We start from the raw sequence: 14,707 nt of genomic DNA, 5'->3' as shown, positions 1-14,707 counted from the left end.
AGCAAGTGAGTTTCACTTCCTACAATAGAAATAAAATGGAGAAGACAAGATGATTAAATTTTACTACACTCCCTCATGTACCAGCTGTCGGAAAGCAAAAGTTTGGTTAGAAAACCACAATCTGGAATACACAGAGCATAACTTATTTGCTGATCCTTTGACAGAAGAGGAGATTGGTGAATTGTTAGCTAAAACAGAAAACGGCACTGAAGATCTCATTTCAACACGTTCACAAGCATTTAAAAATTTAAACGTCAATGTAGAAGATATGACTGTTAAAGAGTGGACAAAATTCATCTCACAACATCCGGAGCTTCTTCGCCGACCACTTTTAGTGAAAGGTCCACAGCTCCAAGCTGGATTTAATGAAGATCAATTGCGCAGTTTCTTTTCGAGAGAATATCGTCAAATTGAATTACAAGAAACAAAGAGCGCAGTAGCTTAAAGTACAAACTTGAAAAAATAATAGAAAAGAAAGAGGAAATAACCATGGCATATGTTACTAGTAATGATGAACAAAAAGTAGAAATCGTAAATATTGCTTCGCTTGAGAGACGTGTAAAAGATCGTATGGAAGCTCAAGGGAATAAAGGTGCCTTTGGTTATATTCGTGGTGGCGCAGAGGATGAGTGGACAATGCGAGAAAACACAGCTTCCTTTAATACTAAAACAATCTCTCCTCGTGTGTTACGGGGAATTGATTCTGCAGACTTGAGAACCAGCATTTTTGGAATTGATCTTAAAACACCGATTATACAAGCTCCGGTGGCTGCACAAGGTTTAGCTCATATGGAAGGAGAGGTTGATACAGCTAAAGCCATGGAAGAAATGGGATCACTTTTCTCTATTTCAACTTATGGTTCAACATCTGTGGAAGATGCAGCAGCAGCAGTTAATGGAGCACCGCAATTTTTTCAACTTTATATGAGTAAAGATGACCAATTTAATCAGTTCTTGCTTGAAAAAGCTGTAAAATCTGGAGTTAAAGCGATTATCTTAACTGCTGACTCTACACTAGGTGGATATCGAGAAGAAGATGTGATTAATCATTTCCAATTTCCACTTCCAATGCCAAATTTGGCAGCATTTTCTGAGTCGGATGGCGTAGGAAAAGGTATTTTTGAAATTTATGCGGAAGCAAAACAAGGTCTCGTTCTCTCTGACATTCAAAAAATTAAAAACTGGACAAATCTTCCTGTTATCGTGAAAGGTATTCAAGATCCAGTTGATGCGATGGAGGCTATTGCAGCTGGTGCTGATGGTATTTGGGTATCTAATCACGGAGGTCGCCAACTTGATGGAGGACCAGCTTCCTTTACCGTCCTTCCAAGAATTGCACAAGTGGTCAATAAACGTGTCCCAATTATTTTTGATAGTGGTGTACGTCGTGGGGAGCATGTCTTCAAAGCTTTAGCTAGTGGTGCAGACCTTGTTGCTATTGGTCGTCCCGTACTTTACGGCTTAAACTTAGGCGGGAAAGAAGGTGTTAAATCAGTGTTTGAACATCTTAATAAAGAATTATCGATTACCATGCAGTTAGCTGGTGCTAAAGATATTGAAGCTATCAAAAATACTGACTTACTTTAAATTTGAGTAAGTTAAATCAAAAAGTGTATCGAAAATCCTCTCTTAAAAAGTTATTTTTCGGGTATCTTTACCTTTTCAGACTATTTCGTAGTATAATTAAGATATATTGAAATGAAAAGGCTTTCGCTAGAGAGCAGCAATTCGTCATCTAATTTTCGGTCACTCATATTTTAAGTTTTTAGAAATGAGAGGAAATAGTAATGGTAGAAACAATAAAAGCTGGTGTTGCAGCAGTTAAAGTTCTTGAAAATTGGGGAGTAAAAGATATTTATGGTCTGCCAGGTGGCTCCATTAATTCTTTGATGGATGCCCTCTTAGAAGAAAAAGAGCGTATTCATTTTGTTCAGGTCCGTCATGAAGAAGTGGGTGCGATGGCTGCAAGTATGCACGCTAAATTTACCGGACATATCGGTGTAGCCTTCGGTTCTGCAGGACCTGGCGGAACGCACTTAATGAACGGTTTATATGATGCAAAAGAAGATCATGTTCCTCTGTTGGCAATTATTGGTCAATTTGGCACTACTGGAATGAATATGGATACTTTCCAAGAAATGAATGAAGATCCTATTTATGCTGATGTTTCAGTCTACCATCGTGTGGTCATGACCGCACAATCGCTTCCTCATATTATTGACGAAGCGATTCGTCAAGCCTACAGCAAAAAAGGTGTGGCTGTAGTTCAACTTCCTGTTGATTTAGGTTGGCAAGAAATTGAAAAAGATTCATAGTTTGATGCAAGTCAAGCTTATATCCAACCGGAACTTGCTGAACCCAAGCAAGAGGCTATTGAGCAAGCGATGCAAATTTTACAAAATGCTGAACGTCCTGTCATTTTCTCTGGTATCGGGATGCGTGGCGCAGGGACTGAACTTATGGAGCTTTCAAAAAAAATTAAAGCCCCAGCAATGGTTTCCGCACTGGCTATTGATATTGTGGATGATGACTTTGAGGCTTTTCTTGGATCGCCTACTTGAGTTTCAAGAAAACCAGCTAATGATGCTATTGCAAACGCAGATACGGTTTTAATGCTGGGAACGAATCAACCTTTTATCGATGTTACGAATATGTTTGAACATGTGAAACACGTGATTCAAGTAGATATCGATCCTGCAAAACTAGGCAAACGACAACGGACAGAACTCGGAATTTTAGCAGATGCTAAAAAAGTTGTGAAAGCCCTCTCTCAGCAAATGAAGGAAAAAGAAGAGACACCTTGGTGGCGTGCTAATGTAAAAAATATCGCTAACTGGAAAAATTATACGCAGACCCTTGAAGAAGATAAAGAAAATCCGTTGAATCTTTATCAAGTCTATCATGCTATTAATAAAGTCGCGAAAAAGGATGCACTTTTTTCAACTGATGTTGGAGATGTTACGATGACGTCTGTTCGTCATTTGCATATGGGTAAAGGTCAACTTTGGCGCACTTCTGGTTTGTTTGCGACAATGGGTGTTGGGCTTCCCGGTGCGATTGCGGCCAAGTTAGATTTCCCTAATCGTCAAGTGTGGTCACTTTCAGGTGATGGTGCTTTTTCAATGGTTATGCAAGATTTAGCAACTCAAGCTCAAGAAAAGTTACCAATTATTAATGTCGTTTTCTCTAATCAACAGTTTGGTTTTATCAAAGATGAGCAAGAAACGACTAATAGAGGTTATCTTGGGGTGGAATTTACTGGGATTGATTTTGCAAAAGTTGCTGAGGCAATGGGCGTTCATGGCTTTACAGTTAACAAAGTCGAAGAGTTGGACAATATTTTTGCCCAAGCAATGAAGTTGGTTGAATCAGGCTTACCTGTACTTATTGATGCTAAAATTACGGGTGAAAGTCCTATTCCAGTGGAACGTCTGCAGCTTGACCCTAAACAATATCCACAAGAAACTATTGATGCTTTCAAAGAACGTTTCCATGCTGAAGAATTACAACCTTTTGCTGTTTATATGGAGGAAGAAGGTTTAGTTGAGGCAGGAAAGGCGACAGACTTGGGAGGCTTCTAATCACATTAAGGGGGGAAAATGGACAATTCAAAAATTAATAATCAAGCAACAACTGATGAAAACTTGGAGCAAGCAGGTTACCGACGTTATCGTGGTAAGGAAATGGATATCTATTATAATGCTCAAATTTGCGAGCATGCAGGAGAATGCGTACGTGGTAATGCAGCTGTCTGGGAAGTGGGGCGCAGACCATGGATTATCCCAGACAATGGAGAAAAATTTGATAATCAAGAGATTATCAATCGTTGTCCATCTGGTGCACTAAAATTTATCAAGTAAAAAGAAAAGAGGAAGACTATGAAAACTGTTGAAGAAGACAACAACATTATCTTGTACAATGACAATAATGAACGCATCGGCGAGATGACATTTATGAGAATGGGCAATAATATTGTTATCACTCATACAGGTGTTGCTATTGAATATCGAGGCCAGGGTCTTGCTCAACTACTTTTAAAAGCAGGTATCGAGAAAGCACGTAAAGAAAATCTCAAACTTCAAGCGACTTGCCCGTATGCGGCAAAGTATTTTAGAACCCACAAAGAAGAATTACAAGACGTTTTAAAATAGGAAAAACAAGTCAAAACATTCGCGTTTTGGCTTTTTTCCTATTATGATGGATTTAAGAGAAAGTTGGAGGAGCAGATATGGAAAAATATGACTATATTATTATCGGTGCAGGACCTGGAGGGAATGCACTAGCTTATGCACTCAAAGAGCAGGGAGCATCTGTCCTAATTGCGGAAAAGGATAAATGGGGCGGAACGTGCCCGAACTATGGTTGTGATCCCACAAAGATTATGATGGCACTTGTTGAAGCAAAGTACAGAGCAGAAAATCTCGTATCCGCTGGTTTACACGGTAACCTTAGAATTGATTGGCAAGAGATGCTAGCTCGAAAAAGAGCATACAGTGATGGCATTCCTTCAAGCACTGAACAAGGATTGAAAAGCGCAGGCATTAAGACTGTTTATGGCTCGGCAAGTTTTCAGACCGATGGACATCTAGATGTCGGGGATAAGGCATACTTTGCGGATAACTATATCCTAGCAACTGGTGCACGACCAAGGGTTTTGGATATTCCGGGTAATGAGTATTTACTGACTTCAAATGACTTCTTAGAGCTAGAGGAACTTCCCAAACGTCTTGTTTTCTTAGGTTCGGGTTATGTCTCACTTGAATTAGCGCAAATCGCTAATGCAGCGGGAGCTGAGGTTTCTGTTCTCACACACGGAGCACTAAAAATTCGAGGTTTCGCGGATGAATTTGCAGCCTCGTATATTAAGCAATTACAAAAGGAAGGCATTTCCTTTATTGATAATTTTTCGCCTGAAAGGCTTGAACAAACTGACTCAGGAATCAAAATCACTAGTGAAGACAATCGCAAAGTCACTGCTGACGGTTTTATCTCAGCAGTCGGGCGTATTCCAAATATTGAAGACCTAAATCTGGACGCTGTCGGTGTAAAAACAACGGCTAAAGGTATTGAAGTCAATGAATTTTTACAAACTAATAATCCAAGTATATATGCTATCGGAGATGTTTTAGATAAAAAGCAGCCCAAGCTAACCCCTGTTTCAGGTTTTGAAGCTAGATACCTTGCACGTTATTTTGCACAGGACGGTCAAAATGAAGGTATCAAATATCCGGCCATTCCTACTGTTATTTTTGGATCTAGCAAACTCGCCCAAATTGGTCAAACCAAAATTCTTGATAAAGAAAATGAGCGAAACATAGATATGACGGATTGGTATACCTATAAACGCATAGCTGATCCTCTTTCAAAAATTAATGTTATTGTAAATGATAAAAATGAAATTCTTGGAGCGACACTTCTCTCGACAGTGGCAGAAGAACTTGTAAATATCTTGAATTTCTGCATTAATCAAGCTATTAATTTGGACAAATTTCAAAATATGATCATGGCCTATCCCACAATTGCTAGTGATTTATTCTATCTTTATGACTAAAAAGCAGAAAGAGCCAAGGTTGAGGCTCTTTTTTTGCGTTTTTTAATTAATCTAATAATTTTTAGTTTATGCTTGACATATTTACAGCAAGCGATTACAATAGTTAAGTAATATGTGAGAACGTTTCCACATTATGTCACAAGGAGGTCTATTGGCTACAATCAAACAGGTTGCCTCGAAAGCTGGCGTTTCCGTGTCTACAGTTTCAAGATATATCACACATAACGGATATGTTAGCGCAGAAGCAGAGGTAAAGATTAAAAATGCGATTCAGGACTTGAATTACTCACCAAATATCTCGGCTCAGTCTCTAAAAAGTAAAAAAAGTAACTTGGTCGGTCTTTTATTGCCTGATATCTCTAATCCCTTCTTTCCAATGTTGGCGAAAGGAGTGGAAGAATTTCTTAGAGAAAAAGGCTACCAATTAATTTTAGGGAATGTTAGTGAAGATCGTGAAATAATCAAGTCCTATCTTCAGTTTTTAGTTCAAAGCAATGCTGCTGGTGTCATCACAACGGTTGACTTTAAGGAAGAATTTCCTGAGTTTGATTTACCTGCAGTAACTGTGGATCGTGTAGGTAAGAAAAGTGAATTTGGTGTCTTCTCTGACAACAGCCACGGCGGATTTCTGGCTGCCAAGGCTGTAGTAGAAGCAGGAGCACAGCAGATTGCAGTTGTTCGAGGACCATTGACAACGGATAATACGAATGAACGCTTTAGTTCTAGTATTACCTACTTAAATCAAGCAGTGGTGGACTATCAAGTTTTTCAAAGTATGAGCTATGATTTTTTGGAAATCCAAGAGGAAGCAGAAAAACTTCTCAAAGAACAAAACACTCTTGATACGATTATTCTGCCTTCTGATGTTCATGCGGTTGCATATATGCAGGAGATTCATCGCATAAATAAACGTATTCCTGAAGATATCCAACTGATTGGTTATGATGATATTTTGATGAGCAAATACGTTTATCCCGCTCTTTCAACAATTCATCAACCCGCTTATGAAATGGGGCATGAAGCGGCCCAATTAATTTATAAAATGGCAAACCATCAGCCAATTGACCAAAAACAGATTAAACTTAAAGTTTCTTATGTTGAACGTGACAGTACAAGAAAAATAAAGGAGAACTAAAATGAATAAGATCACAATTATTGGCAGTATCAACCTAGATACAACTTTGAGAGTAAGCAATATGCCGAAACCAGGTGAGACTTTACATGCTAAAGAACATTTTACTGCCGGTGGCGGTAAAGGTGCCAACCAAGCGGTAGCAGCAAAGCGTTCTGGCGCTGATACTTTCTTTATCGGTGCCATTGGTAAAGACGATGCTGGACAAATGATGCGTGAGCTTTTAGAGTATGAAGATATAGATACTTCAGCTGTCCAACTCTTAGAAAGCCAATCTACAGGTCAAGCCTTTATTACCGTGGATGATTCTGGTGAAAACAGCATTATGATTTTCTCAGGGGCGAATAATGCATTTACACCGGATCACGTTGAAAACTCAAAGCATATTATTGCCAACAGCGATTTTTTGATTGCCCAATTTGAAAGTACCCTTGACAGTACAGTTACTGCCTTTAAGCTTGCTAAAGAAAATGATGTTAGAACTATTCTTAATCCAGCACCTGCGAGAACGGATATTCCACAAGAGCTCTTAGCTACAACCGATATGATTATTCCCAATGAAACTGAAGCTGAACTCATAACTGGAATAAAAGTAGAAGATGAGCATAGTCTAAAAGCTGCTGCTGATTACTTCCACAATCTTGGTATTGAAGCAGTGATTATCACCTTAGGAAGTAAAGGAGCTTATTATGATATCAAAGATGGCAAGTCTGGTATTATTCCTGCTTTCAAGGTAGCGGCTGTCGATACAACAGCTGCTGGTGATACTTTCATCGGTGCTTTAAGCACTGTTTTAAAAGCTGATTTCAGTAATATTGAGGATGCTATTCTTTATGGCAGTAAAGCTTCATCACTGACTGTACAAAGATATGGCGCACAACCCTCTATCCCTTACAAAAATGAACTGGATTAGGAGTATTTCAAATGAAAAAAACAAAAGTTATAAATTCTGATATTTCACGTGTCATTGCTCAAATGGGTCACTTTGACAAGCTTAGCATTGGTGATGCTGGGATGCCAGTTCCAAGAGGAACAGAAAAAATTGACTTGGCTGTAGATAATGGTATTCCAAGCTTCATGGACGTCTTAAATAACGTGTTAGAAGAACTTGAAGTTCAAAAAATCTATCTTGCTGAAGAGATAAAAGAAAATAACCCAAAAATTTTAACTCAAATTACTGATCGCTTACCTAATACACCTGTCGAATTTATTCCACATAGCGATATGAAGGCAGAGTTAAATAACTGTCATGCCTTTATCCGTACAGGAGAAATGACACCTTACGCAAACATCTTACTAGAAAGCAATGTCGTATTTTAAAGACAAATAGGAGAAAAACAAAAACATGAATACAACAGCACTATTAATTGGCCTTGGCCCGCTTCTTGGTTGGGGGCTTTACCCAACAATCGTTTCAAAAATTGGTGGGAAACCCGTCAACCAAATTCTTGGTTCAACTTTAGGTACTCTAATTTTTGCCCTAGTTTTTTCCATGTCACAAGGCATTCATTTAGCTTCAGGGATGGATTTATTTCTCGGTATTTTATCTGGAATCGGTTGGGCTGCAGGGCAAATCGTAACTTTTTACTGTTTTAGTTTGATTGGTTCTTCTAAAGTAATGCCAATTACGACAGCTTTCCAACTCTTGGCTGCATCACTTTGGGGTGTTGTTGCTTTGGGAAACTGGCCTGGTGTTAGTGCTAAAATTTTGGGAGCTTTCTCTCTTATACTTATTATTTTTGGCGCGAGCTTGACTGTTTGGTCTGAAGAAAAAACGCCTGCAAGTACGGGTCTTTTGAGAAAAGTAGTTATTTTCTTAGCGCTTGGTGCGATTGGGTATTGGGCCTACTCTGCTGCTCCTCAAGCTAGTAACTTGTCAGGTCAAGAAGCCTTTCTCCCACAAGCCATTGGTATGCTCTTGACTGCCCTTATTTACAGTATTGTTATCTCTTTCAAAGAAAAGTCTAAAATGGCAATCTTTGAAAGTGTATCATACAAACATATCATCTCCGGTTTCTTCTTTGCATTTGCGGCCTTAACTTACCTCATCTCTGCTCAACCTGATATGAATGGTTTGGCGACTGGATTTATTCTTTCTCAAACATCTGTTGTTTTAGCAACATTGACAGGTATCTGGTTCTTAAATCAAAGAAAAACAAAAAAAGAAATGCTCCTAACAATTATTGGTCTGGTCTTAATCATTATTGCAGCCTCAATAACTGTTACAATCTAAAGAGAAATACAGCTTTAAAGGCTGTATTTTTTTATATTAAGATATGCTATACTTAAAGTAAAAGAAAGGAGCAATTATGCACGTAAATAAGGAAATTGTAAGACATGGGGAGGCACTTGCTCACGTCTGAACCATATTGTCTCCCAATAAGTCACTAAAACTTTTTGGAGGAACAAAACATGAACACAAACTATAGATTAAATACATTAGGCTTCACAGAAAAATTTAAAAAAGAAGCTATGAATTATCCAGATTTTTATCTCGGACGAGTGATTGAACAGAATCGCAATCAATACATCGTCGCAACTCAATCAGGTGAAGTCAAAGCAGAAGTATCGGGGAAATATCGTTTTGAAGCATTAGAATCACTTGACTTTCCAGTAGTCGGCGATTTCGTTCTCTTAGATAGAGAAACAGATTCTACTGGACGAGCACAAATTCAGCACTGTTTGCCACGCCACTCAGCTCTTATTCGTAAAGCAGCTGGAGAGACACATGAACGCCAACTTATGGCGGCTAATATAGATAAAGTCTTGATTTGTATGTCGCTTAATGAAGACTTTAATCTACGACGAGCAGAGCGTTATCTTACCCTAGTATGGGAATCAGGTGCTCTTCCTGTATTTGTATTAACTAAAACAGATGTAGAACAGAATATGGAACAAAAACAAGCAGCTCTCCAAGTGATTAGTTTAGGTGTTGATATTATTCTGACATCCTCACAAACTGAAAATGGATATTTTCCTTTACAATCCTACATCACGGCCGGAGAAACCTATGTTTTGATTGGTTCATCTGGTGTGGGTAAATCAACATTGGTTAAAGCATTATTGGGACAAAAAGCGTTAAAAACAAATAATCTACGCAGTGATGGCAAAGGAAAGCACACCACAACACAACGTAGGCTATTTAAATTACCTTCAGGAGCTATGATTATTGATACGCCGGGGATACGTGAAGTTGGCTTAGATCGGGCAAATTTTAGTGAAAGCTTCTCAGATATTGAAGCTTTAGAATCGCAATGCAAATTTTCTGATTGTAAGCATGGCAATGAACCCGCATGTGCTATTCAAGGTGCTCTTGCACAAGGTGAACTTTCATTTGAACGTTTTTCAAACTACCAAAAGCTATTAAAAGAAACAGCTTATGCAGGTCTAAATAACAGAGAAATTGAAAGAAAAAAACTCGACATAATGTTTAAAGAAGTTGGCGGCATGAAAAATGTTCGTAAAGCACTAAAACAAAAAAATAAACGTTACTACTAGAAGGAAAAGCACTGATCTTTATTGTCAGTGCTTTGTCTTTCAGGAGCACTTTCCTATCCATTGTGGAATAAAGGGATAAAAATATAGTAATCAAAATCAAAGAACGGTTACTGTTTTGAATTGCAAGAAGAAGTGGCAGTTATTTTACTTTTAAGAAGAACAACAAAACCATAAAATATCGAAAGAAAAAAACACGCACTATTTTAGACAAAAATAGTATTTATCATAAAAAAAGTCTCCTTTTATTACTTATAATAAACACAAAAACATGAATGTTCAAATTGCTCTTAAAAATGTATTTATGTTTTAGTATACTATAAGTAAATAAGACTATTGGAGAAAATATGAAAAGATTTATTGGGTTAACTGTTGTATCGATTATTTTTTGTGGAGGATATTTTGCTTTAAAACATATTTTAAACACGACTGACTATTACGCGAAAGTTACTTTGGAAAACAAGACGAGTTCTGTGACCAGAAGCACTTCTGATTCAGAAAGTGAATACGTCTATTTCTTCAAATCCTCTAATAGTAAAGGGGAAATCAAAGATCTACGTTTACGTGCAGATTCATTACGTGAAGGTGTATACATCATGGCTCACGTAAATTACGATAAGATTGTACGTTGGAATATTGTAGAAGAAAGAAGTGTTCCGCCAAAAGCGCTAGAGAAGATAAAGTTATAAAACAAAAATAATGCCTACTGCATTATTTTTTTATTTTGTTTAATATTAATAAATGTTTAAGCAATTAATTCGTTTTTGTTCTGACAATTCTGTACAATTAAAATATAAAGCGCTATCACACCAAAAGATTGGAGAAGGATATGAAAATTAATACAAGGAAAAGAAAGTTCACCTTAGCTTCTGTGGTATTACTTGCTGCAGTTTCAAACATGATTGTTTCTCAATCAGTCGTGGAGGCCGTAACTACTAGCATTAAAAATCAGCTTTCTAATGGTGAGGTTGTTATTTATGCACAACAGGCTGGACCTTCAAGTGCTGCCGCTACGGGAAATGCTATCGGGAATAATGACGGTACACAACAAGCTGCAGGTGAATCTTCAACATCTACGGCGACAAATAACTTAACAATGTCGAACGTTCAGTTTTCTGCAACTAAAATTACACCGACTGGTGCTGCTTCTGCAATGTTAACAGTACAGGTGATGTTGTATCTTCAGCCTTTACAGCCGATGTTTCAACAAGAAAAATTCAGAAAACCGATACAAATGGTATGACGGACTTTACGGGACTTACTGATGGTTATTGGCTTTTTCATCAAATGACTTTGGTTGGCGGTGTACAGACCGTTAAGGATTTTATTGTGACGGTTAATACTTCCGATACAACCAATAAAGGTCCACTGAATGTCTATCCGAAGCAGGATATGACGAAATATAAAAACTTATTTGATATTGCTGCTACAAACGCTGATGATAACTACAACGGAAAAACGCCTAATGAACTTGTATCACCCAATGCAGATACGACAACTTTAATTGATACAAATGAGAGTGACGCTGCGAATACAACGACAGCAGCAGCTGGAAACAAGGTCGGTTGGAACGTCAATACAAGCTTTGATAAATCACAATGGGCCAATACTTCTGATACAGTGACTTCGCCTGATATCGCAGATAATGTTAAAGCAAAATTTACGATTGAAGATACGATTCCAGCAGGATTCACAATCGGTATTCCAACGCTTAAGGCGGGTACAACAGCTTTAACACCTGAAGTAGATTATACAATGACCATTACGAATCAAGTGGTTTCAGTTTCTTTAACAAATGATGGCATGAAAAAAGTAGCTGATCTACTAGATGCAGCAACAGGTAGAATAAATATGAACCTCTACATTCCTACGACAGTATCAGGTAGTGTTACAGCGGGGTCATATAAAGATAATGCCAAAACAACAATCATCAATGCTTACGGTGTCGATCTCAGTTCAACACCTAAAAATTCTACTGTAAATATTGGTGGTGTCCAACTGACGAAAACGGATGGGACTTCAGCAATTACTTCATCTCCAGCTACATTTGTACTGGTAAGAGCAAAAGATGCAGCCGCGGCTGAGGCCTTGGTTAAAAAACATGCCTCAAGCTTTAATGGCTCTTCTTCAGATCTTTCCAGTTTACCGACAGCCTACTCATCAACAGATAAAGCATCTTTCGTGACACAAGCTGACGGAACAATTGCTGTCAAAACAACAGGAGCTTCAGGAGTCGCTACTTTTTCTGGTCTTAACCTTGTTGACACCAACACAGACACAGAAAACACAAGCAACTATTTTGCGGTCGAAGTGATTGCCCCTGATGGTTTCCAATTACCAACAGCAACCACAGCTGCCAATGTAACAAAGGTCAATGCTTCAACAACACCAGCTGCGCATAATAATGATATTGTGAATAATAAACCATTCCCACTTCCATTTACAGGTGGAGCAGGAATTGTCGCCGTGGTATTAGTAGCAGGAGCAGCGGGCTTTGCAGCAATGGTTATTCGTAAAAAGAAACAAGAAGTAGAGGTAGATTCAAAATAGTAAAATATGGCTACCATGCAGGAGGAGCACATGCGTGATAAAAGTCCAGATAGAAAAAGCGAACGTCGATTTTCACTGCGCAATATTATTTCCACTGTTCTGTTGATTCTTGCTTTGGGTCTTTTATTTTATCCTATCTTTGTGAACTATATGGTCGCGCAACAAAATAAAACGACAATCCAAAAATATACCAATAGCGTTGAAACAATAGATCCAGCCCAAGCAAAGCATCTCAAAAATGAAGCAACTATTTATAATCAGTATATTTATGCCAAAAGTCAATACCAAAGCTGGAATAAAGCAGTACCAGATTATAAGCAACAGTTGGTGACTAACAATGATAAAGTTATTGCTTATCTCTCCATTCCACAAATTAAGGTTACGAACATCCCTGTTTATAGTGGCGATAGTGAAGAAACATTAGCAGCAGGTGTAGGTTATATCCCGCAGACAAGTTTACCCATTGGTGGAGAAAATACACATGCTGTATTATCAGCACATTCTGGGCATATTAATAATACCTTATTTTCTGATTTGGAAGACTTGAAAATGAAGGATATTTTCTACATTCATGTCTTAGATCAAACATTAAAATACGAGATTTTTGAGCGAAAAATTGTAAATCCTGAAGATACGGATGCTATTAATGTCATTCCGGGAAAGGATTTGGTCACACTGGTTACATGCTGGCCAACAGGTATTAACAATAAACGCCTACTTGTTACAGGAAGAAGAGTTGCTACAAATACATTGAATCCACAAGAGCACATTCAACGTAATAAATATGGCTACAATTTCTGGGTGATGCTTCTTGCAAGTCTGTTAGCGCTGTGTGCATTGGGGCTTGTTTTACGCAATGTCTTGGGTGCTAAAAACTATAATATGCGAATCGATAGAGCACAGTTCGATGCGATTCAAAAAGGCAAACAAGAAATTATTATTGCGCCACTTCCTCCGGGAAGTAGAAAGTACCGCTTAAAAGATAAAATTACACTCATTGCGGCAGAAGCTCTTGAGTCTGATAAACGTCAATATTTTGCAAAAGTAGATGACCAACAGTGGGAGAGTGTTAATAAGAGTAAGAAAGCTGAAAAACAAAAGGTAAAAATTACTCAAATTATAAATGCAGATAAATTTAATAAAACAGATAAACACTTAGAAAACACAACATATCTTGAGTTTAAAAAGACAGCGGAGCACCTGTTACAAGAGCGGTTAAATACAAAACAGCTTCCTGAAAACTGTATTTTAATTAAGGTGATGGTAAAAGAATAAATTCTAGAGAGGATCCACATAAAAAAAGACGACTATTGGCTCTTATATTCTTTTTTTCAATTGTCTTATTGAGATGGAATAATGCGCCAATTCAAGCAGCGGAAAGACATTCTCAAAATATAATCATTGTAAAATATGGGCTCACATCGGCGTCTCATGGATTTTCTACTGATCAAAGCTTTAATACCGGCTTAAAAATTAATAATATCATTATTGATAATGAAGGTAAGGAACTTCAACCCATAGCTGATATAAGCTATACAGTACAGCAAATTACGGAGAAGGATGATTTAGCAGTAATGGACCCCTCAAGCTACACAAAAGTGGGCAATCCGATAAAACTCGTGACAAATAAAGAAGGTATCGCAAATACACGTTTAGGTGACGGCAAATACATCCTAACTGAGCAAGCCAATAGTGCTGCAGGGCTTATTAATCCGCAAGCACCTGTTTTGCTTGATCTCCCAACAGCAGATAGCCTAGAAGAGATTTATATATATCCCAAATCTAGCCTTATTAAGACTGAAAAGCAATCTACACAAAACTTTACCAAGCCAACACAAATTCAGTACAGACATGATTTACCACATACGGGTGAAAAAATCTCATGGTTTATCGCACTTGGTGGGGCATTTCTTTTGATTATTGTTGCTTTTGTTCTTAATCGTAAAGAAAAAAGTACACAAACGAAGTGAATTTAGGGG

At 37.9% G+C, this 14,707-nt stretch carries 15 protein-coding genes and 1 pseudogene; all 16 read left to right on the top strand.

What is annotated here, in order from left to right; genetic code table 11:
* Window positions 1-49: 49 nt before the first annotated feature.
* Window positions 50-445, top strand: coding sequence for a transcriptional regulator Spx (gene spx, locus P3G65_RS06235; RefSeq protein ID WP_019292298.1), 396 nt, complete (start codon window positions 50-52; stop codon window positions 443-445).
* Window positions 446-489: 44 nt separating this feature from the next.
* On the top strand, window positions 490-1,587 hold the full coding sequence (locus tag P3G65_RS06230; protein WP_019292297.1) for a lactate oxidase: 1,098 nt from the start codon (window positions 490-492) through the stop codon (window positions 1,585-1,587).
* A 200-nt stretch (window positions 1,588-1,787) separates the two neighbouring features.
* Window positions 1,788-3,581 (top strand): annotated as a pseudogene (gene spxB / locus P3G65_RS06225) (pyruvate oxidase).
* Window positions 3,582-3,599: 18 nt separating this feature from the next.
* Window positions 3,600-3,860, top strand: a complete 261-nt coding sequence (locus P3G65_RS06220; RefSeq protein WP_019292296.1) for a (4Fe-4S)-binding protein — start codon at window positions 3,600-3,602, stop codon at window positions 3,858-3,860.
* An 18-nt stretch (window positions 3,861-3,878) separates the two neighbouring features.
* Window positions 3,879-4,151, top strand: a complete 273-nt coding sequence (locus P3G65_RS06215) for a GNAT family N-acetyltransferase (RefSeq protein ID WP_019292295.1) — start codon at window positions 3,879-3,881, stop codon at window positions 4,149-4,151.
* A gap of 77 nt (window positions 4,152-4,228) precedes the next feature.
* Window positions 4,229-5,551, top strand: coding sequence for an NAD(P)/FAD-dependent oxidoreductase (locus P3G65_RS06210; protein WP_019292294.1), 1,323 nt, complete (start codon window positions 4,229-4,231; stop codon window positions 5,549-5,551).
* Window positions 5,552-5,702: 151 nt separating this feature from the next.
* The gene (locus tag P3G65_RS06205) at window positions 5,703-6,686 is read left to right on the top strand and encodes a LacI family DNA-binding transcriptional regulator (protein WP_019292293.1); all 984 of its coding nucleotides are present in this window, start codon (window positions 5,703-5,705) and stop codon (window positions 6,684-6,686) included.
* A gap of 1 nt (window position 6,687) precedes the next feature.
* Window positions 6,688-7,596 carry a ribokinase gene (gene rbsK / locus P3G65_RS06200; RefSeq protein WP_284071124.1) on the top strand — a complete coding sequence of 303 codons (909 nt, stop codon included), beginning with the start codon at window positions 6,688-6,690 and terminating at the stop codon, window positions 7,594-7,596.
* 11 nt (window positions 7,597-7,607) lie between these two features.
* On the top strand, window positions 7,608-8,003 hold the full coding sequence (gene rbsD / locus P3G65_RS06195; RefSeq protein ID WP_019292291.1) for a D-ribose pyranase: 396 nt from the start codon (window positions 7,608-7,610) through the stop codon (window positions 8,001-8,003).
* Between the two features lie 25 nt (window positions 8,004-8,028).
* Window positions 8,029-8,916 carry a ribose/proton symporter RbsU gene (gene rbsU, locus P3G65_RS06190; protein ID WP_019292290.1) on the top strand — a complete coding sequence of 296 codons (888 nt, stop codon included), beginning with the start codon at window positions 8,029-8,031 and terminating at the stop codon, window positions 8,914-8,916.
* A gap of 179 nt (window positions 8,917-9,095) precedes the next feature.
* Window positions 9,096-10,181, top strand: a complete 1,086-nt coding sequence (gene rsgA / locus P3G65_RS06185) for a ribosome small subunit-dependent GTPase A (RefSeq protein ID WP_107106331.1) — start codon at window positions 9,096-9,098, stop codon at window positions 10,179-10,181.
* A 344-nt stretch (window positions 10,182-10,525) separates the two neighbouring features.
* Complete coding sequence (locus P3G65_RS06180; protein WP_019292288.1) at window positions 10,526-10,867, top strand: YxeA family protein; 342 nt, start codon at window positions 10,526-10,528, stop codon at window positions 10,865-10,867.
* A 182-nt stretch (window positions 10,868-11,049) separates the two neighbouring features.
* Window positions 11,050-11,421 (top strand): hypothetical protein, encoded by a 372-nt coding sequence (locus P3G65_RS06175; RefSeq protein WP_230318195.1) that lies wholly within the window; start codon window positions 11,050-11,052, stop codon window positions 11,419-11,421.
* The gene (locus P3G65_RS06170) at window positions 11,418-12,728 is read left to right on the top strand and encodes a SpaH/EbpB family LPXTG-anchored major pilin (protein WP_019292286.1); all 1,311 of its coding nucleotides are present in this window, start codon (window positions 11,418-11,420) and stop codon (window positions 12,726-12,728) included. The genes P3G65_RS06175 and P3G65_RS06170 overlap by 4 nt, the downstream gene beginning before the upstream one ends.
* Window positions 12,729-12,758: 30 nt before the next feature.
* Complete coding sequence (locus P3G65_RS06165) at window positions 12,759-14,003, top strand: class C sortase (RefSeq protein ID WP_019292285.1); 1,245 nt, start codon at window positions 12,759-12,761, stop codon at window positions 14,001-14,003.
* A gap of 68 nt (window positions 14,004-14,071) precedes the next feature.
* Window positions 14,072-14,698: an LPXTG cell wall anchor domain-containing protein gene (locus P3G65_RS06160; protein ID WP_173817089.1), complete on the top strand. Its 627-nt coding sequence runs from the start codon at window positions 14,072-14,074 to the stop codon at window positions 14,696-14,698.
* The last annotated feature ends 9 nt before the right edge of the window (window positions 14,699-14,707 follow it).

The organism is Lactococcus sp. bn62, from assembly GCF_029492705.2.
GTDB lineage: Bacteria > Bacillota > Bacilli > Lactobacillales > Streptococcaceae > Lactococcus > Lactococcus petauri.
Note: the sequence above shows the minus strand (reverse complement) of the source record. Positions and strands in the feature narration are given on the sequence as shown.

Excerpts from the sequence above, each read along its gene's own strand:
- spx (WP_019292298.1), top strand. The coding sequence starts at position 50 with ATGATTAAATTTTACTACACTCCCTCATGTACCAGCTGTCGGAAAGCA.
- P3G65_RS06230 (WP_019292297.1), top strand. The coding sequence starts at position 490 with ATGGCATATGTTACTAGTAATGATGAACAAAAAGTAGAAATCGTAAAT.
- P3G65_RS06220 (WP_019292296.1), top strand. The coding sequence starts at position 3,600 with ATGGACAATTCAAAAATTAATAATCAAGCAACAACTGATGAAAACTTG.
- P3G65_RS06215 (WP_019292295.1), top strand. The coding sequence starts at position 3,879 with ATGAAAACTGTTGAAGAAGACAACAACATTATCTTGTACAATGACAAT.
- P3G65_RS06210 (WP_019292294.1), top strand. The coding sequence starts at position 4,229 with ATGGAAAAATATGACTATATTATTATCGGTGCAGGACCTGGAGGGAAT.
- rbsK (WP_284071124.1), top strand. The coding sequence starts at position 6,688 with ATGAATAAGATCACAATTATTGGCAGTATCAACCTAGATACAACTTTG.
- rbsD (WP_019292291.1), top strand. The coding sequence starts at position 7,608 with ATGAAAAAAACAAAAGTTATAAATTCTGATATTTCACGTGTCATTGCT.
- rbsU (WP_019292290.1), top strand. The coding sequence starts at position 8,029 with ATGAATACAACAGCACTATTAATTGGCCTTGGCCCGCTTCTTGGTTGG.
- rsgA (WP_107106331.1), top strand. The coding sequence starts at position 9,096 with ATGAACACAAACTATAGATTAAATACATTAGGCTTCACAGAAAAATTT.
- P3G65_RS06180 (WP_019292288.1), top strand. The coding sequence starts at position 10,526 with ATGAAAAGATTTATTGGGTTAACTGTTGTATCGATTATTTTTTGTGGA.
- P3G65_RS06170 (WP_019292286.1), top strand. The coding sequence starts at position 11,418 with ATGACGGACTTTACGGGACTTACTGATGGTTATTGGCTTTTTCATCAA.
- P3G65_RS06165 (WP_019292285.1), top strand. The coding sequence starts at position 12,759 with ATGCGTGATAAAAGTCCAGATAGAAAAAGCGAACGTCGATTTTCACTG.